General features: G+C 70.7%; 25 protein-coding genes. 10 read left to right on the forward strand and 15 right to left on the reverse strand.

Annotated elements, in window-relative coordinates:
- Positions 1 to 94: 94 nt before the first annotated feature.
- Positions 95 to 376, forward strand: a complete 282-nt coding sequence (locus CRYAR_RS36225; RefSeq protein WP_157018312.1) for a hypothetical protein — start codon at positions 95 to 97, stop codon at positions 374 to 376.
- A gap of 8 nt (positions 377 to 384) precedes the next feature.
- Here the strand turns inward: CRYAR_RS36225 and CRYAR_RS36230 are convergent, their stop codons facing one another.
- Positions 385 to 1,056, reverse strand: a complete 672-nt coding sequence (locus CRYAR_RS36230) for a hypothetical protein (RefSeq protein WP_157018314.1) — start codon at positions 1,054 to 1,056, stop codon at positions 385 to 387.
- Here CRYAR_RS36230 and CRYAR_RS36235 point away from each other — a divergent pair.
- Both CRYAR_RS36235 and sepF read left to right on the forward strand, forming a co-directional pair.
- Positions 1,055 to 1,444, forward strand: a complete 390-nt coding sequence (locus CRYAR_RS36235) for a winged helix-turn-helix transcriptional regulator (RefSeq protein WP_051571397.1) — start codon at positions 1,055 to 1,057, stop codon at positions 1,442 to 1,444. The two genes, CRYAR_RS36230 and CRYAR_RS36235, sit on opposite strands and share 2 nt — an antisense overlap.
- Before the next feature lie 4 nt (positions 1,445 to 1,448).
- A complete protein-coding gene (sepF, locus tag CRYAR_RS36240) occupies positions 1,449 to 1,694 on the forward strand; it encodes a cell division protein SepF (RefSeq protein WP_035857715.1) in 246 nt (81 codons plus the stop codon).
- On the opposite strand, the gene CRYAR_RS36245 is transcribed toward sepF, so the two are convergent.
- Entirely contained in the window at positions 1,672 to 2,094 is a 423-nt protein-coding gene (locus tag CRYAR_RS36245; RefSeq protein WP_035857716.1) for a MarR family winged helix-turn-helix transcriptional regulator, read from the reverse strand. The two genes, sepF and CRYAR_RS36245, sit on opposite strands and share 23 nt — an antisense overlap.
- Before the next feature lie 51 nt (positions 2,095 to 2,145).
- Here CRYAR_RS36245 and CRYAR_RS36250 point away from each other — a divergent pair, with 51 nt between their 5' ends.
- On the forward strand, positions 2,146 to 2,739 hold the full coding sequence (locus CRYAR_RS36250) for a TIGR03086 family metal-binding protein (protein WP_035857717.1): 594 nt from the start codon (positions 2,146 to 2,148) through the stop codon (positions 2,737 to 2,739).
- Between the two features lie 39 nt (positions 2,740 to 2,778).
- On the opposite strand, the gene CRYAR_RS36255 is transcribed toward CRYAR_RS36250, so the two are convergent.
- Positions 2,779 to 3,294 (reverse strand): CGNR zinc finger domain-containing protein, encoded by a 516-nt coding sequence (locus CRYAR_RS36255; protein ID WP_035857718.1) that lies wholly within the window; start codon positions 3,292 to 3,294, stop codon positions 2,779 to 2,781.
- A gap of 126 nt (positions 3,295 to 3,420) precedes the next feature.
- Complete coding sequence (locus CRYAR_RS36260; protein ID WP_211247813.1) at positions 3,421 to 4,956, reverse strand: dolichyl-phosphate-mannose--protein mannosyltransferase; 1,536 nt, start codon at positions 4,954 to 4,956, stop codon at positions 3,421 to 3,423.
- A 153-nt stretch (positions 4,957 to 5,109) separates the two neighbouring features.
- Between CRYAR_RS36260 and CRYAR_RS44095 the strand changes: the two genes are divergently transcribed.
- The gene (locus CRYAR_RS44095; RefSeq protein WP_084701418.1) at positions 5,110 to 5,787 is read left to right on the forward strand and encodes a DUF4142 domain-containing protein; all 678 of its coding nucleotides are present in this window, start codon (positions 5,110 to 5,112) and stop codon (positions 5,785 to 5,787) included.
- Between the two features lie 2 nt (positions 5,788 to 5,789).
- A complete protein-coding gene (locus CRYAR_RS36270; RefSeq protein ID WP_035857720.1) occupies positions 5,790 to 6,557 on the forward strand; it encodes a class F sortase in 768 nt (255 codons plus the stop codon).
- A gap of 1 nt (position 6,558) precedes the next feature.
- Here CRYAR_RS36270 and CRYAR_RS36275 read toward each other — a convergent pair whose 3' ends face one another.
- The 3 genes from CRYAR_RS36275 to CRYAR_RS36285 are packed head-to-tail and all read right to left on the reverse strand — an operon-like array spanning position 6,559 to position 9,804.
- Entirely contained in the window at positions 6,559 to 7,380 is an 822-nt protein-coding gene (locus tag CRYAR_RS36275) for a DUF1206 domain-containing protein (protein WP_035857721.1), read from the reverse strand.
- A 38-nt stretch (positions 7,381 to 7,418) separates the two neighbouring features.
- Positions 7,419 to 8,471 (reverse strand): hemolysin family protein, encoded by a 1,053-nt coding sequence (locus CRYAR_RS36280; protein ID WP_035857722.1) that lies wholly within the window; start codon positions 8,469 to 8,471, stop codon positions 7,419 to 7,421.
- A 1-nt stretch (position 8,472) separates the two neighbouring features.
- Complete coding sequence (locus tag CRYAR_RS36285; protein WP_211247814.1) at positions 8,473 to 9,804, reverse strand: hemolysin family protein; 1,332 nt, start codon at positions 9,802 to 9,804, stop codon at positions 8,473 to 8,475.
- A 128-nt stretch (positions 9,805 to 9,932) separates the two neighbouring features.
- On the opposite strand from CRYAR_RS36285, the gene CRYAR_RS36290 reads away from it, so the two are divergent.
- Entirely contained in the window at positions 9,933 to 10,691 is a 759-nt protein-coding gene (locus CRYAR_RS36290; RefSeq protein ID WP_157018316.1) for a DUF4253 domain-containing protein, read from the forward strand.
- On the opposite strand, the gene CRYAR_RS36295 is transcribed toward CRYAR_RS36290, so the two are convergent.
- Positions 10,688 to 11,266, reverse strand: a complete 579-nt coding sequence (locus CRYAR_RS36295) for a TetR/AcrR family transcriptional regulator C-terminal domain-containing protein (protein WP_245620580.1) — start codon at positions 11,264 to 11,266, stop codon at positions 10,688 to 10,690. The genes CRYAR_RS36290 and CRYAR_RS36295 overlap by 4 nt on opposite strands.
- A 75-nt stretch (positions 11,267 to 11,341) precedes the next feature.
- Here CRYAR_RS36295 and CRYAR_RS36300 point away from each other — a divergent pair, with 75 nt between their 5' ends.
- The gene (locus tag CRYAR_RS36300; protein ID WP_035857725.1) at positions 11,342 to 12,571 is read left to right on the forward strand and encodes an FAD-dependent monooxygenase; all 1,230 of its coding nucleotides are present in this window, start codon (positions 11,342 to 11,344) and stop codon (positions 12,569 to 12,571) included.
- A 4-nt stretch (positions 12,572 to 12,575) separates the two neighbouring features.
- On the opposite strand, the gene CRYAR_RS36305 is transcribed toward CRYAR_RS36300, so the two are convergent.
- From CRYAR_RS36305 to CRYAR_RS36320, 4 genes are all read right to left on the reverse strand, one after another.
- Positions 12,576 to 12,920 (reverse strand): hypothetical protein, encoded by a 345-nt coding sequence (locus CRYAR_RS36305; protein ID WP_035857726.1) that lies wholly within the window; start codon positions 12,918 to 12,920, stop codon positions 12,576 to 12,578.
- Between the two features lie 75 nt (positions 12,921 to 12,995).
- A complete protein-coding gene (gene ggh, locus CRYAR_RS36310) occupies positions 12,996 to 14,378 on the reverse strand; it encodes a glucosylglycerate hydrolase (RefSeq protein WP_425389382.1) in 1,383 nt (460 codons plus the stop codon).
- Positions 14,379 to 14,775: 397 nt separating this feature from the next.
- Positions 14,776 to 15,144 (reverse strand): hypothetical protein, encoded by a 369-nt coding sequence (locus CRYAR_RS36315; RefSeq protein ID WP_035857727.1) that lies wholly within the window; start codon positions 15,142 to 15,144, stop codon positions 14,776 to 14,778.
- Between the two features lie 61 nt (positions 15,145 to 15,205).
- Complete coding sequence (locus tag CRYAR_RS36320; RefSeq protein ID WP_051571401.1) at positions 15,206 to 16,171, reverse strand: phosphotransferase family protein; 966 nt, start codon at positions 16,169 to 16,171, stop codon at positions 15,206 to 15,208.
- Positions 16,172 to 16,202: 31 nt separating this feature from the next.
- Between CRYAR_RS36320 and CRYAR_RS47765 the strand changes: the two genes are divergently transcribed.
- Both CRYAR_RS47765 and CRYAR_RS36330 read left to right on the forward strand, forming a co-directional pair.
- Complete coding sequence (locus CRYAR_RS47765; protein ID WP_051571402.1) at positions 16,203 to 16,847, forward strand: pentapeptide repeat-containing protein; 645 nt, start codon at positions 16,203 to 16,205, stop codon at positions 16,845 to 16,847.
- Between the two features lie 23 nt (positions 16,848 to 16,870).
- Positions 16,871 to 17,710 carry an RDD family protein gene (locus CRYAR_RS36330; protein WP_051571403.1) on the forward strand — a complete coding sequence of 280 codons (840 nt, stop codon included), beginning with the start codon at positions 16,871 to 16,873 and terminating at the stop codon, positions 17,708 to 17,710.
- On the opposite strand, the gene efeB is transcribed toward CRYAR_RS36330, so the two are convergent.
- The 3 genes from efeB to efeU all read right to left on the reverse strand — a co-directional run bounded on the left by efeB (position 17,683) and on the right by efeU (position 21,075).
- Entirely contained in the window at positions 17,683 to 18,996 is a 1,314-nt protein-coding gene (gene efeB, locus CRYAR_RS36335; protein WP_051571404.1) for an iron uptake transporter deferrochelatase/peroxidase subunit, read from the reverse strand. The two genes, CRYAR_RS36330 and efeB, sit on opposite strands and share 28 nt — an antisense overlap.
- A 63-nt stretch (positions 18,997 to 19,059) precedes the next feature.
- Positions 19,060 to 20,208 carry an iron uptake system protein EfeO gene (efeO, locus tag CRYAR_RS36340; protein WP_157018318.1) on the reverse strand — a complete coding sequence of 383 codons (1,149 nt, stop codon included), beginning with the start codon at positions 20,206 to 20,208 and terminating at the stop codon, positions 19,060 to 19,062.
- A gap of 15 nt (positions 20,209 to 20,223) precedes the next feature.
- The gene (gene efeU, locus CRYAR_RS36345; RefSeq protein WP_035857728.1) at positions 20,224 to 21,075 is read right to left on the reverse strand and encodes an iron uptake transporter permease EfeU; all 852 of its coding nucleotides are present in this window, start codon (positions 21,073 to 21,075) and stop codon (positions 20,224 to 20,226) included.
- Between the last annotated feature and the right edge of the window lie 5 nt (positions 21,076 to 21,080).

Genomic DNA, 21,080 nt, shown 5'->3' on the forward strand with positions numbered 1-21,080 from the left:
TCCACGCTCGGTGGAGATGCCAGTTGATACCTGATTACTCCGGTACATGCGTGTTGGATTCGCGCCCGAACTGTCCGGCATCTACTGTCTGACCATGACTGATTCAGACGTTGGTTCCAGTGTGCCGACGCTGGTCACGATCCGCTTGGACAGTGTGCAGGTGAGGGAACTGCGCCGCTGGGCGACAGTGGGAGGCCGGAGTCTGGAAGACACCGTCCTCGCCGCCGTGGACGAATACATCACGCCGGTGACGACCGGGACGCACGGGACTCCTCCGGAGTTCGTCGACGCGGAGCCCGAACGTTCGGACCCCCGCGTGCTGACGCCGGCGCCCGCACCCAAGGGACCGCCGCATCTCCGGCTCCTGTCCGACTGATGGACCGGTCAGGGCTGGTAGCAGGCGTCCACGTCGCCCCGGTGGAGGACGTGGTCGGGCTCGGCCGTTTTCGGGTCCAGGCGGATGTCGTATTCGACGCCGTCCGAGCGGTGGAGTCGGAGCGTCGACTCGCTCGTCCATCCCAGGCGGGCCACGCTCCGGCCGCCGTTGCCGTCCTGGCAGCCCACGAGATGCTCACGGCTGCGCCACCCGTCGTGGAAACGGACGAGAATCAACTGGGCCGGGCCCTGGAGCTTCTGCCAGCGGGTGATGCGGGCCGCGTAGCGCCCGCCGGGTGAGTCGTACTCGACGCTCTCGCGGCCGCCGGTCGGCAGCCCGGGTCCGGACGACAGCGGCGTGCCGAGCGCGCTCGCGAAGCCGGCGAGCAGCGCCGCGATGCCCAGCGCTCCGAACCGGAGGAAACGCTGCCGGGACGCGGCCGCCGAGCCGACCAGCAGGACGACGACGCCGCCCGCGGCGAGCAGCACCGGATGCTCGAAGATCCGGTTGAGCACCGCGTAGTGCCCGGGGTTGACGACCCACGCCGAGCCGATCAGCACGGCCAGCACACCCTGCGCCGCGGCGATCAGCAGCACGGCGCCGACGAAGACCAGTAGCCCGGGGACGACGCGCCGTATGCGGATACCTAACCGCAGGCGCGCAAGCCATTCTGGACGCATGCCCCTCCCGACCCCGGTTCCCGCAGCGGAGTACGAGGCGTGCCCGGTCACCGACGTGCTGCGGCGGTTGAGCGACAAGTGGACGCTGCTGGTGCTCACCCTGCTGGGCCAGCGCCCGTATCACTACAACGAGTTGCACCGCGCGATCGAGGGCGTCAGCCGGCGCATGCTGACCCGCACGCTGCGCGCGCTGGAGACCGACGGCCTGGTCGCGCGCGAGGTCTTCCCGACCGTGCCGCCGACGGTCGAGTACCGCCTGACGCCGCTCGGCGTCTCGTTCCTCGGGCCGATCGGCTCGGTGGCCCAGTGGGCGGTCGCACACGGCGCGGAGATCGACGCGGCGCGCAGGCGCGGCGGATTGACTCCGGCAGCGTCCAGAGGAGACTGATGCGGTGGTCAAGACGCTGCGTCCGCAGAACTACAACGAGGTCTTCTACGTCGGCGACTGGTTCCGCTGCGGCACCCCGGTTGTGATGGATCTGAGCGAGTTCGACGAGTCCGACGCGATGCCGCTCGTCGACTTCGCCACCGGCCTGGTGGTGGGGTGCGGCGGAGCGATGGAGAAGATCGCGCCGCGCCTGTTCCTGCTGCTCCCGGAAGACATGGTCAACGCCGCTAGGGCTTCGACGCCGCACTGAGCCGTCGCAGCGCGTCGACGAACACCGCTCGCTGGTCGGGCGGCAGTACCTCGAGCAGCCGTTCCTCCTCGACCCGGATCGCGGCCTGCACCGCGTTGCGGAGGCGGCGCCCCTCCGGGGTGATCGTGAGGACACGGGCCCGCCGGTCACCCGGTGCCGGACGGCGCTCGATCAAACCGGCCGACTGCAGGTCGTCGAGCACGGCGATGAGCCGTGTCTTGTCGGCGTTTATCGCCTCGGCCAGCGCGGCCTGGGTGTGGACCGGCTGGTCGTCGAGGCTCGAGAGCACCGCGTAACCCCACATCGAGAGCTCGTGCTCGCGCAGGATCGGCAGCTCCATCGCGACGAGCGTCCGGCCGATCGGCCCCATCATCGCCGCCAGGTCCGGCCGTGCCTCCATGCCGTGAAGATACCGCTTGACAAATCATAAGCACCTGCACATCGTAAGCACATGCATACTGATTTGACAGACCTCCGCGACCTCGACGCCCGCGCCGTCGCGCTCAGCGCGCGCATCGTCGACACGATCACGCCGGACGACCTCGGGCGTCCGACGCCGTGCACCGGCTGGACCGTGGCCGACCTGATGCGACACCTGATCGCCCAGCACCACGGTTTCGCCGCGGCCACCCGGGGCGGCAGCGACTGGGAGCTGCCCACGCTCGACGACGATCTGGCGACCCAGTACCGGAAGGCGTCCGACGAGGTCGTCGCCGCGTTCGCCAGCGTCGACGACCCGGACCAGCCGCTCGTCATCCCGGACTTCGGAGCGCGACCCACGCCCGCGCACTTCGCGATCACGGCCCACGCCGTGGACTACCTGGTGCACGCCTGGGACGTCGCGGCCGCGCTGGGACAGCCGTTCGCCCCGGAGAACGACCTGGTCGACGCCCTGCTGCCGATCGTGCTCTCGCTTCCCGACGACGAGCGACGCACCGAGCCCGGCAGCCCGTTCGCTCCGAGCCTTCCCCAGACCCCGGGCGCCCCGGCCGTCGATCAACTCCTCCGCGCCCTGGGCCGCGACCCCTACTGGCTCCCGAGCTGACGCGCCCGCAGTCACACGCTCCCGAGCCGACCCCGGGCGCTAGCTCGCGACCCGGCCGCGGTGGCGGCGTACCGCGTCCCGATTCGCGCACGCCGGTGAGCAGTACCGCTGACGGCCGGTGCGGCTCACGTCGGCGAACGGGCGATCGCACTCCGCCACCGCGCACCGCCCCAGCCGGTGCATCCCCCGTCCGGTCAGATGCAGGGCCGTGCCGACGCCGATCAACGCGCGCAACACCCCGGCCAGCGGCAGCTCCGCGGCCCGGTAGTGCACGTGCCAGCCGTCCGAAGCGTGGTTGGTCAGCCGCGGATACGCCGACGCGGCCGCCAGCAGCACGTTCAGCCGCGCGGCCCGGGTCTCGTCGTCGGGTGCGTCCACCACGCCGAGCCAGTCGGTCAGGAACGCACGCACGTCCGCCAGGTCGACGTCGCCCGCGGGCACCTCGACGCCGGCCGCGCGGCAGCGCGCGACCAGGTCGGCCGCGGTCGCCGGGAAGTCGACGGCCAGTGCGATCGCGAATCGCACCGGATCTTCGCCGTAAGGGTTGATGTGCACAAGACCATTACAGCACGCTCGAGCCATGACGCACTTCTGGAAGACGATCTCGAGCCACCCCACCAGCGAGGGCCGCGTCCACTACCAACGGTGTGCCTGCGGGCGCTGGCGGGTGACCCGCGAGGCTCAGATCCAGGAGTCGAACCACATCCGCGAGTGCCAGGAGTCGTACGTCATCTGCTCGCCGGTGTAGATCGGGTAGAAGTACGCGAACGTCGCCGCGATGACCACCAGGTACGTCGCGACCGCCACGGCCCCCACCAGACGTCGGTCGCGGTCGTCGACGTTCGCCACCAGCCCGGGCACGGCGGAGCGTCCGGACCCCAGCACCATCCCCAGCGCGAGCGTCACCGCCAGGACGAGGAACGGCAGCGCCGGCAGCGTGTAGAAGTAGAACATCGTGCGGGTCGGGTAGAACGTCCACGGCACGATGCCGGCGCCGACGCTCATCAGGAGGATCGCGCCGGCACGCCAGTCGCGCCCGGCCAGCCAGCGCCAGCCGATCATCACCAGCGCCGGGATGAACGACCACCAGAGCAGCGGCGTGCCCAGCGCCAGCACCTCGGCCGAACAGTTGTCGCTGCCGCAGCCGGGGTCGCTGGAGTAGTAGTACGCCACCGGCCGGCCGAGCAGCAGCCAGCTCCACGGCGTCGATTGGTAGTCGTGCTTGGCGTGCAAGCCGGTGTGGAACTCGTACGCGTGGACGTGGTACTCCCACAGGTTCCCGATCGACGCCGGCAGCCACGACGGGCCCGGCCACGGGTCGCCGTTGCGGTTCCAGCCGTTGTCGGAGAGGAACCAGCCGGTCCACGTCGACAGGTACACCGCGAGCACGACGACACCGAAGACGACGACCCAGCCGGCCTCGCGCACGAACGTGTCGCGCACCGGGCGCAGCACCCCGGCGCTGCGCCGGGCCTGCACGCACCACCAGAGCGTGACCGCCACCAGCGCGACGATGTACCAGGTGGCGCTCCACTTGACGCCGAGCGCGCACCCGGCGGCCACCGCCGTCGCCAGCCGCCACCAGGGCACCCGGGATCCGGAACCGCCGGACAGGTCGTCCCCGGCCTCGGCCCGGTGCAACAGCCACGACCGTGTCGAGTCCCGGTCACGCAGGGCGAAGCCGAACGCGAGCAGCAGGAAGAACATCAGGTAGATGTCGAGCAGCGCGACCCGGCTCATCACGAAGTGCAGGCCGTCCAGCGCGAGCAGCAGCCCGGCGACGCAGCCGAGCAGCGTCGAGCCGAACATGCGACGCGCGATCCGCGCCAGCAGCAGCACCGAGAGCGCACCGATGACCGCGGCCGAGATCCGCCAGCCCAGCGCGTTGTAGCCGAAGAGCTGCTCGCCGCCGGCGATCAGCCATTTGCCCAGCGGCGGGTGGACGACGTACCCGGCGCCGGTGCCTTCCTTATCCCGCTCGACGCCGAACATCAGCAGGTCGTGGGCTTCCTTGGCGTAGTAGACCTCGTCGAAGATCTTCTCGCCCGGCTTGTCCAACCCGACCAGCCGCAGGATCAGCGCGAGGAGCGCGACTCCCCCGGTCCACAGCCACGAGGCCGCCTGATCGGTCGGCAGCCCGTCGGCCAACCGATGACGCAGGGAGGGCCGAGCCCGCTTCTCGGCACTCGACGGGGACAACGTTTCGGTCACGGCCACGCGAGTGATCGTAGGCGCCGGGAACCAGGGAGACGCGTATGGACCGGACAGTGCGGGTAACTCACAGCGTGTTGAACTCAACGCAGCGGTGTGGTCACTAGGAGGTATCCGGTACCTTCTCGGTGAGCAACGGCAGGCCGGAAGGACGGTGCCATGCAGCGAAGGATCGGCTTAGCGACGTTGCTCTCCGCGGTGTTGATCGTGCTCGCGTTACCGGGTAGCGCGCTCGCCGCCCCGGTCGCCGGGGTCAACGCACAGGACCAGTCTTTCCTCCGCGGTGCCCACCAGGCCCACCTCGCCGCCGTCGCCGCGGCCCGTATCGGCCTGCGCAAGGGCAACCAGGAGACGCGCGACCTGGCCAACCAGTGGCTCACCGACCACTCCCGCCTCGACAACCAGCTGCGGCCGGTGGCCAAGAAGCTCGGCGTCGACCTGCCGGCCCGCCCCGACGCCACGCAGCAGGCGATGCTCAACCGGTACGAGCAGACCAGCGGCCCCGCGTTCGACGGCCTCTGGGTGTCCACGCAGCGGCAGGCCCAGGCGTCACTGCGCCGCCAGGTCGAAGCCGAGCTGACCGGCGGCCAGAACGAAGAGGTGCAGACGCTGGCCCGGCAGACGTCACCGGTGGTGGCCAAGCACGCGGAAGCGCTCGACGACAACGCACCCGCGGTGGGTGCCGCGCCGGGTCAGGTCGATGCCGGACGGGGTATCTCCCCGGGGAACCGCCCGGTCATCGCCGGTACGCTCGCTGCGGTCGGCGTCGCCTTCCTGCTCGGATCCGCCTGGTCGTGGCGTCGTCGGAGCATCCTTCGCCAGAGTGGACAGCCCTAGGCATGAGCGAGCCCCGGCGGTTCCTGTTACCAAACCGTCGGAAATTCAGCCTTCCCGCTCCCGACCGATCGAGCCGCTGGCCCGCCTACGCCGGTCTGGCGACCGGCATCGTGTGCCTCGCCGCCGCCGCGATCTACGCGTTGCTGCCGCCGCCGGCCCCGGACCTGCCGAGCGAGGTGGGGGTGGTGCCGGGTGAGTCCGCCCAGGCCGCCCCGAAGAGCCCCAGCCCGGGAAGGCCGAGCACGAGCCCGCGCAGCGTCGGTCCGCCGAGTCCCTCGACGGCCAAGCCGACCGGGAAGCTCACGGTGCCGCCAGACCCCGCGGTCGCCCGGCCCCGTCGCCTGAAGATCCCGGTGCTCGACGTCGACGCGGTCGTCGACTCGGAGATCGTCAACACGGTCGGTGGCCTGAGCCTGCCCGACGACCCCCGTCGCGTCGGCTGGTGGTCGGCCGGCGCCGGCCCGGGCTCGACGTTCGGGTCGGTGATCCTCGCGGGCCACGTCGACGACCGCGACCTGGGACGCGGAGCCCTCTACGACATCGGGAAGCTCTCGGTCGGCGATCTGATCTGGGTGGACAGCACCGCCGGGCGGCGCGCGTATCGCGTGGCCGCCCGGCGGGTCTACCAAAAGGCGAAACTCCCCGGCGACGTGTTCGCTCAGGGAGTTCCGGAACGCCTCGTGCTCGTCACCTGCACCAGCCCGTACGACCGGAAGACCCAGTCGTACGAGGCCAATGTCGTGGTGTACGCGTCACCCGCAACGGGGTGACTCAGGACTTGCGGTACCGCGCGTCGAAGAAGCAGTAGACGCCGTAGCAGATGAAGCCGAGCGCGACGAGCCAGAGCAGGATGCTGCCGAACGGCTGGTCGGCGATCGTCTTCATCGCACCGTCCAGGCCGGAAGCCTTCTCCTTGTCGAAGCTGACCGCCGCGGCGATCACCAGGCCACCGACGACCGCGTAGGCGACGCCGACCGCCATGTAACCGATCTGCCCGGTGCGCTCGGCGGCCTTCCGCGACTTCGCGTCGGCGTGCGAGAGGTCCAGGTCCTCGCGGAACTTCTTCTTCCAGCCGTGCCACACCACGAACGCGGAGCCGACGACGATCGCCAGCCCGACGATGATGACGAGGCCACGCCCGAACGGGGCTTCGAGCAGTTTGCCGGTGAACGACTGGGTCTTGCTGCCGTGCTGCGGGTTGCCCATCGCGAACTTGGCCGCGGTGAACGCCAGGAAGCCGAAGATCGCCGCCTCGAGGGCGCTCGTGAGGCGCTTCTTCAGCCGCTTGTCACCGGCGTTCGCGTGGCCCCAGACCGCCTCCGCGATCTGCCAGATCGTCAGCGCGACCAGGCCGATCGTGACGATCCACAGCACCGCCTGACCGAACGGCTTCTCCGCGACCTGCGAGAGAGCGCCGTTCTTGTTGGCCTCCTCGCCACTGTCACCGGTCGCGACCTGGATCGCCAGGAACGCGATCAGCAGGTTCACCACCCCGTACGCAACCAGCCCGACACGACCGATCTTGGTGATCCAGTCGCTACGGGCGGCGCGGCGTGCGGTGTTACTTGCTCCGCTCACCGAGGGGGCAGTCATGGGGGCCTCCAGATTGATGCTGTTAAACGCCTGGCCTATCAGTCGCCACTGGATGCTTGCGTCAAACCAGCATCTGAGATCGGCGGCGTTTCGTTCAGCTGGCCCACCAGCTCTTCGAGCAGATCCTCCAGCGCGACGACGGCGGTTCCGTTGACCAGGCCGAGGTGCGCGCCGTCGCGACGCAGGGCCTCGACCGCGTCGGCGAGGGGCGCGTCGTCGTCGATCTCGGGCATCGTCCGCATCAGCCGGTCCGGTAGCGGCCGGTCGAGCTCGTCCGGCCGGGCCTCCAACAGGTCCTTGGCGTGGACGTAGCCGGTGAAGCCGTCCGGCCCCCGCACCGGGAACCGCGAATAGCCCGACGAGGCCACCAGCTGTTCCACCTCGCGCACGGTCGCGCCCTCGGGCACCACCCGGAGCCGGTCGTCGCCCAGCGCCACGTCGGCCGCGGTGCGTGCCTCGGTCGACAACGCCCTGGTCAACCGCTGCTCGGCGTCGGCGTCCAGGAAACCCTCGGCCCGCGACTCGGCGACCAGCTCGGTCAGGTCCTCGGTGTTGTACACGGTGTCCAATTCGTCCCGGGGCGTGATCCCGAACAACTTGAGGACGCCGTTCGCCGTCGCGTTCAGGCTGACGACGATCGGGCGGGTGAGCCGGCACCAGGTCACCATCGGCGGCCCGAGCAGGAGCGCCGCCCGCACCGGACCGGCCAGCGAGATGTTCTTCGGCACCAGTTCGCCCAGCACCAGGTGCAGGTACGACACGATCGACAGCGCGATCACGAACGCGATCGGGTGCAGCATGCCCTCGGGCACGTGCACCAGCTCCAGCGGCGCCTCGATCAGGTGCGCGATCGCCGGTTCGCCGGCCGCGCCGAGCCCCAGCGAACAGAGCGAGATGCCCAGCTGCGCACCGGCGAGCATCAGCGAGAGGTGTTCCACGCCGTAGAGCGCGGTCTTGGCCGCACGGGAGCCGCGCGCCGCCCGCGGTTCGAGCTGGTCGCGTCGCGTGGTCACGAGCGCGAACTCGGCCCCGACGAAGAACGCGTTGCCCAGCAGCAGGGCGAACGTCAGGAAGACGAGAGCAACGTCCACGTCAGTCGTCCTCTCGCGGTTCGGTCTCGGTCCGGCGCAGGCGGATCGCCGCGATCCGGTGGGCGTCCATCTCGTCGACGATCAGTTCCCACTCGGCGGGGTCGATCGCGTCCTCCACCGTCACCGTGTCGCCGACCCCGGGCACCTTGCCCGCTCGGTCAAGGAAGAGCCCGGCCAGCGTCTCGTAGGGCCCGGAAGGGACGTTGAAGCAGATCCGGGCGGCCGCGGCGTCGTCGCGGAGCAGCCCGGAGACCCGCCAGTGGTCGTCGCCGAGCTTCACGATGTCGGGCTCCGGTGGCCGGTCGTGCTCGTCGCGCACCTCCCCCACGAGCTCTTCGATCAGGTCTTCGAGCGTCACCACGCCGGCCAGGCCGCCGTACTCGTCGATCACCGCGGCCGCCTGCAGCGGCTCGCGACGCAGCTGGCCGAGCGCCTCGTCCAGCTCGAGCGTCTCCGGCAGCACGCCGAACGGCTCGATCACCTCCCGGATCGACGTGCGCTCCCGTTCCTCGTCCGGAAAGCGGAAAACTGCTTTCACGTGGACGACGCCGAGCAGGTTGTCGAGCTGGTGCTCGAAGACCGGGAACCGGGAGAAGCCGGTCTTGCGTGATGCGCGGGCCAGGTCGGCGACCGTGCTGTGCGCCGAGAGGGCCTTCACCCGGGTTCGGGGGGTGAGCACGTCGGCCACCGTGCGGTCGTCGAACACGAGCGAACGGCGGACCAGCCGGGCCGTGCCCTCGGCCAGCGCGCCCTGCTCGGCCGACGCCCGGATGAGCCCGCTCAGCTCGGCCCGGGAGCGCCCGGCACCCAACTCGTCCTGCGGTTCGATGCCCAGGCGCCGGATCACCCAGTTCGCCGAGCCGTTCAGCACCAGGATCAGCGGCCTGCAGGCCGAGCTGAACGCCCGCTGGATCGGCGCGACGAGGTGCGCGGTGCGCAGCGGCTCGGAGACCGCGGCGTTCTTGGGCACCAGCTCGCCGAACACCGTCTGCACGGCGGTCGCCAGGATCAACGCGACCACGTAGGACGCGCTGCCCGCCATGCCCTCGGGCACGCCGGCGGCCTCGAGCGCCGGGTCGATGAGCGTGCCGATCGCGGGTTCGGCCAGGTAGCCGAGGATCAGCGACGACACGGTGATGCCCAGCTGCGAACCGGACAGCTGGAACGAGAGCGTCCGGAGCGCGGCGAGAACCCTCTTGTCGCGCTCGCTCCCGCCGTCGGCGAGACGCTGGACGCGGGGACGGTCGAGGCTGGTGAGGGAAAACTCGGCGGCGACGAACACGGCGTTCGCGACCAGGAAGACGAGGACTGCGACGAGTGCGAGCGCCGTCACCGTTCGGATCTACCGAATCGAGAAAGCTGGAGGTGACTCATGGGGAGCAGTGTTGCCGGACGAAGGTTGGTCCACACCTGGGTCAGGGTTCCCTGTCGACATGTCGCTCGGCCTGAGAAGATTGCGCCGTGGCCGCTGTCAGTTCGTTCTCCGATCGAGGGGGCAACCCGCAGGACGTGTTCGTCCGGCTCGGCGTCGCGCTGCCCGGACTCGACCTCCTTTTCCGCACGGGCACCGGTGTACCGGTCTGGGCGTACCCCGCCGAAGCCGGCGAGGGCTTCGACCACTGGCTGCGGTTACGGCGGCTGCACGAGCGCACGGGCCTCTACCCGTTCCTGGTCGGCCCCGGCGACGAGACCGCTGATCTGGCCTACATGGCCGAGAACGACAGCGACCCCACCGCCGTCGAACGAGGCCTGGCGATGGACGCCGCGCGCCGTCTCGCCGAGCTGGCCGACGCCCAGAACACGATGTCGATCGACGAAGTCTTCCTGAACCCCGATCTCGACGCCCAGCCCAGCCCCGAGCCGGAGTTCGTGTGGGACAAGCAGGAGACGCTCGTCGGGCTCATCCCGGCCCGGGCCGGTTACGAGGTGCCGGGCCTGCTCTCCTGGCAGGGCGCGGTGAACTGCGACATCGACGGCGCGGACCACGTCGCGATCCTCAAGCGCTGGCACGACCTGCACGGCGCTCAGCTCGTCACGCTCTCGTTCGACATGCTGGAACTGCTGGTGCCGACGCCCCCGATGGACCCCCGCGAGGCGGCGACGACCGCGGTCGAGCAGTACGCGTACTGCCCCGACGCCGTCGACCAGGGCGTCGGCTCACTGGCCGCCCTGGCCGCCGGCCAGGTACGCAGCCCGAGCTGGTACTTCTGGTGGGACTAGGGGCGTAGGCGCCCGCCGGTCTTCGGCGTCCGGGCGACCAGGCCGTCGAGGATGAGGCTCAGCCCCGCCTCGAAGGCGGACTCGTGGTCGATGAGGGGGAAGTCGGCGTCGGGGTCCGGCTCGCCGGCGACGTCGGCCTGTTCTTCGAGGACGCAGCCGACCGTGAAGCGACCGGCGGCGAGCATCGCCATCTGCGCGTCGAGCTCCGGTACGCCGGCGTTCGTGAGGAACGTCATCTTGTGCGCGATCCGGTCGCGGTCGGCGGGGCCGGGCAGTCCTCCGGCGTGCAGGCGGGCTCCGTCGCGGCGACGCAGGAGCGTTCGGCGGAAGCTGCGCATGTTGTCCAGGAACCACTCCCGCCAGTCGTCGGCGGGCCGGGGGAGCCGCGCGGTCGCGTGCGGCGCCATCGCCGCCTCGGCCATGGCCGCCAGCAAGTCCTCCTTCCTGCGGAAATGGAAGTAGAGCGACGGCTGCTGGATGCCCAGCCGCCGGGCCAGCAAGCGTGTGCTCATGCCGTCCAGCCCGACCTCGTCGAGTAGATCGAGCGCTTCGGCGACGACCGTCTGCCGGTCCACTTTTCCCACCTTGACAACCTATCGCTGATAGGCGACTCTCCTCAAGCACCTATCAGTGATAGTCGGAGGGATGCCATGACGAAGCTGCGTGTGCTCATCGCCGGAGCCGGGGTGACCGGGGAAGCGCTGGCGTTCTGGCTGTCGAGAGGCGGCCACCACGTCGTCGTCGCGGAGCGCTCCCCCGAGCTGCGCGCTTACGGCGCCCAGGTGGATCTGCGAGGCCAGGGAATCGACGCGGCGAAGGCCATGGGGCTGCTGGACCGCATCGCGGAGCACCTCGTCGACGAACCGGGGGTGGCGTTCGTCGACCGGAACGGCCGGACGCGGGGCACGATCATGGCGAACACGTCCGGCACCGGGCGGCAGACGCTGACCTCGGAGTACGAGATCATGCGCGGCGATCTCGTCCAGCTGCTGCACGACGCGAACGGCGAGGGCGTCGACTACCGCTTCGGCGTGGGCGTCGACGGCTTCGACCAGGACGAGCGCGGAGTGACCGCGCGCTTCTCCGACGGCTCGGCCGAGGACTTCGACCTGCTCGTCGGCGCCGACGGGCAAGGGTCACGCCTGCGTCGCGCCGTGGTCCCCGACGATCGCGACCCGTACCGGCACATCGGGATCCACATGGCGTACTGGTTCGTCCCGCGCATCGCCTCCGACGGACGCATCCGGGACACCTACCTCGCCCCGCGGGGTCGTCAGATCATGCGTCGCAGCCACAACGCGACCGAGACCCAGGCGTACTTCGTCCAGCGCGACAGCTCCCCGGACTTCTCGGCGATCCACCGTCGCCCCACCGCCGACCAGCAGGCGTTCTGGGCCGACCGCTTCCGCGACGCCGGCTGGCAGGCCCAGCGTTTCATCGACGGCATGCCGGACAGCCCGTTCTTCTACTCCCAGGAGGTCGTGCAGGTCCGGATCGACCGCTGGTCCCGGGGCCGGGTGGTGCTCGCCGGTGACGCCGCGCACTGCGCGTCGCCCTACAGCGGCATGGGCATCTCCGGTGGCCTCGTCGGCGCCTACGTCCTGGCCGGACAGCTCAACCGTCGCGCCGACGACCTGCCGACGGCGCTGGCGAACTACGAGACCGAGCTGCGGCCGTTCGTCGACGAGATCCAGGGCACCGTGAACCCGAGGATCCTGAACCTGGCCATGCCGGCGAAGCAGGTCGGGATCGACCTCTTGCTCGGCGTGACCGGCCTGGCCACGGCGCTGCGCATCCCGGAGCTGGTGGCACGCTTCGCCACCGAGGACCGGGGCGGCGGCTGGCGGCTGCCGCCGAGCCCGGTGCCGCCGCGAGGATGAGCCGTCAGCCGGCTTCGCGGTAGCGGTAGCGGCGCCGGAGGTTCCACCAGGTCATCAGCGGATCCAGGGCGGCGAGCACGTTGGGGAACGTCCGGTCCCAGGGCAGGATCTCGTCGACGGGGAGTACCCGCCATTCGTCGGAGTGCAGCCAGGTGAGCTCGCCGACCAGCACCGCGGAACCCCGGGAGGGGCCCCGGTCGCGGTGCGGGCCGTAGAGCAGCCAGCGGTCGTGGGCGACGCGGAGCGTCATCCAGCCGGGCGGGAGGTACTGGGCGAAGGTGTCGGTCGGCGGGGCTGACTGATCGAGGCTGGGCGTTTCACGGCCCACAGCGAGCGAGTCGACGTCCATGCCCGTAAATACGGACGCCGAGAGTTTTCGGATCGACCGGGATGCAATTCCCATCCAGCGTTGGCATGCTCGCGCTTACTGGTCCAGCCAGTCGAGGATGACCGCGGCGGTCCAGGACTGGCGGCGGCTGCCCAGCGCCTCGCCGGTCAGCGGCTCGTAGTACTCGGAGAACGCGCCGTCGCCGACGAGTTTGAGCGTCTCGGCCCGCAGGGTCCGCGCCTCGGCGGCGTGGCCGTGGCGGGCATGCGCCCACCCGAACAACCAAGACACCACCGGCCACTGGGGGCCACGCCAGTACTCACGCGACTTGAAGCCCGCGGAGTCCGGCGACACCGTCGGCGGCACCTTCGCGACCAGGTCCGGGTGCCCGGCCCAGCGCGGCCCGTGCAGCGTCGCGATCAGCGCGGCCTCGGCGTCGGCATCGAGACCGCCACAGATCAACGGCGCGAAACCGGCGAGGGTCTCGACGTCGATCCAGCGCCCGGTGCGCCGGTCGAAGTCCCGGGCGAGTCCGGTCTCCGGCGAGCACGACGCGGCGACGGCGGCACGCGACCGGGCCGCCCAGCCGCGCAGGTCGGCGACCTGGGCCGCAGGCATCCCGAACTCGGCGCCCAGGTCGGCGAGCACGTCCGAGGCCACCGCGAAGATCGCACTGACGAGTACGTCGGCGACCAGGAAGCTGCACGTCTCGTACACCTTCACCGGGTCGTAGGAGACGCGGCGCATCTCCTCGATCAGCCAAAGATAACGGTCGTACTCCAGGTCGGTGGGCCGCTCGGCGCCGTCGCGCACCAGCTCGCGGTCGAGCCGGACGTACGGCGGCAGGTCGGAGCCGGGGACGACGGCCGAGTACGGCTGGTCCCAGCGCGGCGAGTTGTCCATGCCGGACTCCCAGCCGTGCACGACCGCGACGAGGCCGGTGCCCTCCGGGTCGCGGTAGCGCGCCAGCCAGGCGTGCCAGCGGTAGAGCGAGTCCCAGGAGTCGAGGACCAGCTTCTCCCCGGCCGCCCGGTCCTCGTCGGAGCCCCGGCGGGCCACCTCGAGAATGCGGCCGACCGCGATCGAGTGCACGGGCGGCTGGCAGATGCCCGACGTCAGCGGCGCGTTCGGCGCGGACGCGGACAGTTCCGCGGTGCCCCAGCGCCCGGGGCCCGGGAAGTAGCCACCACGGTCGCCGTAGACGATGTGCGGGATCATGCCGTCGGCCCACTGCGCGGCCAGGAGCGTGCGGATCTCCTGCCCCGCGCGCTCGATGCCCAGGTGCGCCAGGCCGATCGAGATGAACGCGGCGTCCCAGCTCCACATGTGCGGGTAGAGCGCCGGCGCGGCGGTCACCATCGTGCCGATGTCGTTGCTGCGCAGCACGTCGGCTGCTTCCATCGCCAGGTCGGCGACTCCGCAGCCGCGACGGTTCCGGACAGGCAACAGGGCAGGCAGGGCAGAAGGCCCGGCGGTCATGACGGTCTCCAACGCGACTAATCGTTCGGTGGGCACACCGGCCGGCCCGGCACACGGTGATGCGTGCGGCAGGCACAGGGCGCCAGGCGTCAACAACGACGCCACGGCCGGATGGTCGGGGGGCCCACCGGCGGTAGCCGGCTGCGGATGGAGCCACTCCCTTGCGTCGACCCCTCGAGCCACCTGGTTGACACGTGGTGTTCGCGGTCGAGCAACAAGAACGTTACAGAGTTTGATGAGCAGGCGGTATCGCGGCGCGGTCCGTCAGCAGGTCGGACCGCGTCAGCCTTTCGCCGTCAGAGTTCGTCCGGGTGGTCATCACCGCAGGACGCTCCGGCAGTGTCGACGATTCGCCGCGGCCTGGCATGGCGGCGCCGTGGTATTGACGTGGCGGAGATCACGCTCGCTCCACCCCTCGGATTCCACGGAGTGGACCGAGCTTGCCTCGCACCGGAGCGCTGATCAGCACCGTTACCGTCGTTGCGACGGCGATCACGTGCGCGGCGACCCAGTCGCGGTGGTCGGCCGCCACACCGGCGTCGATCACCTGCTTCACGCAGAACGCTTCGTAGGCGGTGATCGCCAGCAGCAACAGCCACGGCACGGCATTCGCGCCGCGCCAGAGCCGGTAGAGCAGGAAGGCCTGCAGCAGGTAGGTCAGCAGGCCGACCGGCGAGTCGCCGGCGTCGGACACGTAGTACGCGTACGTGTCGACCACGAGCACGCCGAGCAGCAGCGTGCCGGGGCGCCGGAGCACCGTTCCCATGGTCATACCGTGCCTATCGGGGCGTAACCGGTGCTTCGGAGGAAACCCCGGGGCCGGCTCCCTAAATCAACCCGTCCAGCCACCGAAGCGCCGCACGCGCCTCGGCGAGCTGGAACGCCCGCACCTCGGGGGCGTACCACGGCGCCGGTTCCAACCCCACCGTCACCAGGAACCCGGCCAGCGCCGCCACCGTCGCGGTGATCGTCGCCGGGGCGACGTCCCGGGTCAGCGGATGGGTACGGACGATCTCCGCGACGTCGAACGCGGGCGCGCTCGCGGCGACGCCCGGGAGCAGGAACACCAGATCCAGCCAGGGCGCCCCGACGCACGCGGACGGCCAGTCGACGAACCACACCCGCTCCTCGGTGAGCAGGATGTTGTCGGCACGCAGGTCGCCGTGGAGCAGCGTGTCGCCGTCGGCACGCACCGACCAGCCGGCCTCCAGACGGGCGAACCGCTCGAGGTCGAAGTCGTGGTCGGGGAACGCCGCCCGTGCGGCCTCGGCCGCGGCCGGGTTGCTCGCGAGGTGGCGCCAGCCGGTCAGGTCGGCGGCCCAGTCGGTGACGAACCGCGGTTCGCCCAGCGGGGCCGGTGTGGTCGCCGCCGCGCACGTGGTCAGCGCCTCGAGGACCCGCTCCAGCTCGTCGGCGGTCCAGGGCAGCACCGGCGGTCGACCGTCGACGTCGGTGCAGGCCAGCGCGGCCCAGCGCCCGTCGTCGTAGAACCCGAGCAGGCGCGGCGCCGGCGTGTCCGGCCCGAGCGCGTCCAGCACCCGCGCTTCGCGGCGGAGTTTCTCGACGTCGGACGGGCCGCGGTGCACACCGGCGGCCTTCAGGAAGGCCCGCCGTCCGTCGGCGAGGCGCACCCGCGACGCCAGGCCCGGGGTGAGCCCGAGCGGAACACTCACCGCCTCGGCGACCGGGGCCCCGAGCACGTGCTCGATCCCCGACCGCACCGCTCCCGGCAGCTCCGACCAGGTCGGACGGGGACGGCTCCGGCTGCCGGGACCGGTCGCGGGGATTTCCACGGTGCCATTCTGGAGGAGCTACGGTTTCCCCGTGCCTCCGACCGGGACCGCCCCCCGCCCACCCCAGCTGGATCTCGACCTCCTGGAACCCGCCGACGGGCCGATCGACGACGAGATCGACCTCTACCGCAACCACCTGACGGGCTCGTACGTCGGCGTGGCCGGGCGCGGCGAGATCGCCACCGTCTACGCCGACGGCGCCGACTTCACCGGCACCAAGTTCGAGCCGCTCGACGTGAGCGACGTGCGTATCGAGCGGTCGGACCTGGCCGGCGCCCGCTGGGAGGGAGTGTCGGCGCGGCGGCTGGAGATCGCCGACTCGCGGCTGGTCGGCTGGCGGCTGATCGCGACGTTCGCCGAGGACCTGCTGGTCACCGGCTCCCGCTGGGACAACGGCGGGTTGTACGTCCGCAGGGCCAAGGGCTCGATCGTGTTCCGCGACTGCACGTTCGCCGGCACGACGCTGCGCGGTGACCTCTCCGGGTTCGTGTTCGACAACTGCGACCTGGCCGGCGCGGAATTCGGCGCGGACGCGGCCCGCAAGTGCGACCTGCGGAGCTCGCGCCTGGAGGGCGCCCGCGGCCTCACCACGCTGCGCGGCGCGCTCATCACGTCCGAGCAGGCCATCGGCCTGGCCGACGTCCTGGCCGCGGAGCTGGGCTTCACGATCTCGTAGCGGCCGTATGGGAAAGTAACTCGGTGACATCGGAGCGGCAGCGGCTCATCATCGGCGAGGCCGTCGAGGTCGAGCTGCCGGTCGCGCGGCTCGCGACGAGGGCGACCGCGGTCGCGATCGACGCGTTCCTCCAGATCGTCATCCTGTTCGCGCTCAACATCGCGCTCGCGCAGGCGGCGATCGAGGCGAACATCGCGGTGCAGGCCACGCTGTCGATCCTGACCCTGGTGTTCGTGTTCGTGGTCTGGCCGGTCGCGTTCGAGACGTTCACACGTGGACGCAGCCCGGGGAAGTTCGCGCTCGGGCTGCGCGTGGTGCGTGACGACGGCGGTCCGATCCGGTTCCGACACGCGCTGACCCGCGGTCTGATCGGCGTCGCGGTGGAGTGGCCCGGCCTGTTGCTGGCGCCGCTGACCTGGATCTTCGGATCGGCCTGCATTTTGTTCACGGCCAGGGCCAAACGGCTGGGCGATCTCGCCGCCGGCACGATCGTCCTGGTCGAACGGCTACCCGATCTGAGCCGCACGCCGATCGTGATGCCGCCCGAGCTGGCGCAATGGGCCCGGGATCTCGACCTTACCGGCATCGACGACGCGCTGGCGATGACGCTCCGGCAGTTCCTGACCCGGGCGCAGGGCATGCGGGCCGAGGCCCGGGTGTCACTCGGGCGGCGGCTGGCCGACGAGATCTACCAGAGCACGACCCCTCCCCCGCCGCCGGGCACGCCCGCGTGGGCCTACCTCACCGCGGTACTGGCCGAGCGGCGGCGGCGGGAGGCCGAGCGGCTCGCGGCCCGGCGCGCGGTCGTCGCGCTCGGCGCACCGGGCCTGCCCGATCACCGGAACAGCGTTTCTCCCCAGTAACCGCCCCGTTCGACGCCCGGCGGGACGGCGTAGACCGCGCTGCCGACGTGCTTGACGTACTCGTTCATCGCGTCGGTACGGGCCAGGTTCTGCTGGATCGGGATGAACTGCTTACGCGGATCACGCTGGTAGGCGAGGAAGAACAACCCGGCGTCCAGGCGGCCCAGACCGTCCGAGCCGTCGACGAAGTTGTAGCCGCGGCGCAACAGCCGAGCCCCGTTGTTGAAGTCGGGGTGCGCCAGCCGGGTGTGCGCGTTCTCGGCGATGACCGGCTCGGACGCGCCGGTGACCGTGTCGAACTCGAATTCGTCGAACTCGGCCGCGCTCTCGTCGGGGCTGGTCGTGGGCGCCCCGGTGCCCTTGAAGCGGCCGAAGATCATCTGCTGCTCGTCCAGCGACGTGCGGTCCCACGTCTCGATGTGCATCCGCATGCGACGGGCGACCAGGTAGGAGCCGTTGGCCATCCACGGTGCGCCGTCGGCTTCCGCGGCCCAGAGCTGCTCCTCGAGCAGCTTCGCGTCCTCAGCCTTGAGGTTGGCCGTGCCGTCCTTGAACCCGAACAGGTTACGCGGGGTGGCCTGGTCCCGGGACGTCGACGACGTACGGCCGAAGCCCAGCTGCGACCAGCGCACGGCCACCGCGCCGAACCCGATCCGGGCGAGGTTGCGCACGGCGTGCACGGCCACCTGGGGGTCGTGGGCGCAGGCCTGGATCGCGATGTCCCCGCCGGAGCGCGCCTCCTCCAGGTCGTCGCCGGGAAACGCCGGCAGGTCGACGAGCGCGGGCGGACGCCGTGACGTCAGCCCGAAACGCTTGTCGAACAACGACGGGCCGAACCCGATCGTCAGCGTGAGCTGCGACGGGGGTAGCCCGAGCGCCTCGCCGGTGTCCGCGGGCGGCGCCTCGACGAGCCCGCCGAGGTCACCGGCCGGGTCACCGGCGGTCATCCGCTCCGCGGCCTTCGTCCATTCCCGCATCAAGTCGACGAGGTCGGCGCGGTTCTCGGTCGTGACGTCGAAGCTGACGAAGTGCAGGCGGTCCTGCGCCGGGGTCGTGATACCGGCCTGGTGCGTGCCGTGGAACGGCACCGAGCCGGCGGCGTCACCGCCGGACGAGCGCGCACCCGAGCGCGCGTCCGCGACCACGTACCCCCCGGCCGCGGCGGCCCCGAGGCCGGCGAGCCCGGCCGCGCCCGCGCCCAGCAACCGCCGCCGCGAGAACCCCCGCTTCTCGGTCGGAGCCTCGGCGGGGATCGCCGGAACTTCGCTCTCGGTGGACGCTTCCATGCTCAGCCCTCCCATCACGTCTCGAGGGCACCCCGGTGTGCGACCGGGGCGCCCTCGAACGGCCTACTTCTGCGCGACGACCGCGGCGACCTTGCTCAGCGGCTCGCTCAACGCGTCGACCGCGGTCGCGAACGCCTTGATCTCGGCCGGGGTCAGCTCGGTGTAGAGCTTGAACCCGTCCTCGGTGGCCTGCGCGTCCAGCAACTTCTGCACCGCGCCGAAACGGGTGTCGAGCTCCTTCACCAGCGCGGGGTCCCGGTCCTCCAGGGTCGGGCGCAGCGCCGCGATCGCGGCCTTCGAGCCCTCGACGTTGGCCTGGAAGTCCCACAGGTCGGTGTGCGAGTACCGGTCTTCCTCACCGGTGATCTTGCCGGTCGCCACCTCGTCGAGCAGGCCCTTCGCGCCGTTCGCCAGCTGCAGCGGCGACAGCTTCACCGAGTTGGACTTGGTGACGACCTCCTGGATGTCCTTCAGCAGCTGGTCGGCGAGCGCGCCGTCCTTCGAGACGTCCCCGGTGACCCACAGGTCCTTCTCGATCCGGTGGAACCCGGTCCACTCGGTACCCGGCTCGACGTCGTTCTCGCGGGCGTCCGTGCGCGGGTCGAGGTCGCCGAAGCTCTCGGCCACCGGCTCGATCCGCTCCCAGTAGGTACGCGCGACCGGGAAGAGCGCCTTCGCCTTCGGGACGTCGTTGGCCTTCACCGCGTTCACGAACTCGGTGGTCTTGGTGATCAGCGCCGCGGTCTGGCTCTTCACGTAGCGCTGGTAGCTCGCGGTGGCCTCGGCGAGCTGCGCGTCGGTGCCGAGCGACTCGCTCGCGCCGGTGACCTTCAGCGCGGTGCGCAGACCGTTGCCCTTCATGCCGGGCTTGCAGGCGCCCTCGTACGAGCCGGCGGGCAGCTCGACGATCAGCTTGCGGGTCAGGCCGGGGCCGATGTTCTCGACCTCGCCCATGATCCGGTCGCCCTCGGCGTACACGTAGAACTCGGTGACCTTCGAACCGGTGTTCTTGATCTCGAACGTGCTGGTACCGGCGTCGAGCTCGGTCTGGTCGACCTTGCAGGACGAGTCGGTGGCCGCGACCGAGATCGGCCCCCCGCTCTTCCCGCCGGAAGCCTTGTCGTCGTCGGACGAACTGCAGCCGGCCGCACCGAGCAGCGTGGCGCCCGCGAGGGCCAGCGCGAACACGGTGGTGGGTCTGGACATGCGCATGTGGCGGTCTTTCTCTTAAGGGGTAGTGGTTACCGGCTCGGGCGTCTTCTCCGCGGGCTTGCTGCTCGGCCAGAGGAAGAAGGTGAGGACCGGGACCAGGTAGGCGACCCAGGCGACGGCCTGGAGCACGGTGGTCTGCGGCTGGAAGTTGAAGATGCCCTTGAGCAACGTGCCGTACCAGCTGTCCGGCGGGATCTGCGCGCTGACGTCGAACGCCAGCGTCTCCAGTCCGGGCAGGACGTCGGCTTCCTGCAGGTCGTGGAAGCCGTACGCGAAGATGCCTGCCGCGACGACGACGAGCAGCGCTCCGGTCCAGGTGAAGAACGTGGCGAGGTTGATGCGGACCGCGCCCTGGTAGAGCGCGAACGCCAGCGCGACCGCGATCGCAATGCCGACCAGGAAACCGAGCAGCGGCCCGGCCTCGCTGTCGGCCTGCTGGGCCGCGCTGAAGAAGAACAGCGTGGTCTCCAGGCCCTCGCGGGCCACCGCGAGGAAAGCCATCAGGGCGACCGCGCCGGCGCCCATCGCGATCGCCGCTTCGAGCCGGTCGGTGAGCTCGGCCTTCAGGTGCCGGGCCGTCCGGCGCATCCAGAAGATCATCCAGGTGACGAGCCCGACCGCGACGATCGAGAGGACACCGCCGGCCAACTCCTGCTGTTTGAACGTGTCGAGGCCGGTGACGGCGTACGTGAGCAGCGCACCGAACGCCACCGACAGTACGACCGCGCCGGCCACCCCGGCCCAGACGAGCGGCAAGCGGTTGCGCCGCTCGGTCTTGACCAGGTACGCGACCAGGATGCTCACCACGAGTGCGGCTTCGAGCCCCTCGCGGAGCCCGATCAGAAGGTTCGGAAAGAAGTAATCCAACGTCC

This window comes from Cryptosporangium arvum DSM 44712 (genome assembly GCF_000585375.1).
Classification (GTDB): Bacteria; Actinomycetota; Actinomycetes; order Mycobacteriales; family Cryptosporangiaceae; genus Cryptosporangium; species Cryptosporangium arvum.

Bases quoted from the DNA above. Each gene is read 5' to 3' on its own strand.
- CRYAR_RS36225 (WP_157018312.1), top strand. From the start codon at position 95: ATGACTGATTCAGACGTTGGTTCCAGTGTGCCGACGCTGGTCACGATC.
- CRYAR_RS36235 (WP_051571397.1), top strand. From the start codon at position 1,055: ATGCCCCTCCCGACCCCGGTTCCCGCAGCGGAGTACGAGGCGTGCCCG.
- CRYAR_RS36230 (WP_157018314.1), bottom strand. From the start codon at position 1,056: ATGCGTCCAGAATGGCTTGCGCGCCTGCGGTTAGGTATCCGCATACGG.
- CRYAR_RS36245 (WP_035857716.1), bottom strand. From the start codon at position 2,094: ATGGAGGCACGGCCGGACCTGGCGGCGATGATGGGGCCGATCGGCCGG.
- CRYAR_RS36250 (WP_035857717.1), top strand. From the start codon at position 2,146: ATGCATACTGATTTGACAGACCTCCGCGACCTCGACGCCCGCGCCGTC.
- CRYAR_RS44095 (WP_084701418.1), top strand. From the start codon at position 5,110: ATGCAGCGAAGGATCGGCTTAGCGACGTTGCTCTCCGCGGTGTTGATC.
- CRYAR_RS36270 (WP_035857720.1), top strand. From the start codon at position 5,790: ATGAGCGAGCCCCGGCGGTTCCTGTTACCAAACCGTCGGAAATTCAGC.
- CRYAR_RS36275 (WP_035857721.1), bottom strand. From the start codon at position 7,380: ATGACTGCCCCCTCGGTGAGCGGAGCAAGTAACACCGCACGCCGCGCC.
- CRYAR_RS36300 (WP_035857725.1), top strand. From the start codon at position 11,342: ATGACGAAGCTGCGTGTGCTCATCGCCGGAGCCGGGGTGACCGGGGAA.
- CRYAR_RS36305 (WP_035857726.1), bottom strand. From the start codon at position 12,920: ATGGACGTCGACTCGCTCGCTGTGGGCCGTGAAACGCCCAGCCTCGAT.
- ggh (WP_425389382.1), bottom strand. From the start codon at position 14,378: ATGACCGCCGGGCCTTCTGCCCTGCCTGCCCTGTTGCCTGTCCGGAAC.
- CRYAR_RS36315 (WP_035857727.1), bottom strand. From the start codon at position 15,144: ATGGGAACGGTGCTCCGGCGCCCCGGCACGCTGCTGCTCGGCGTGCTC.
- efeB (WP_051571404.1), bottom strand. From the start codon at position 18,996: ATGGAAGCGTCCACCGAGAGCGAAGTTCCGGCGATCCCCGCCGAGGCT.
- efeO (WP_157018318.1), bottom strand. From the start codon at position 20,208: ATGCGCATGTCCAGACCCACCACCGTGTTCGCGCTGGCCCTCGCGGGC.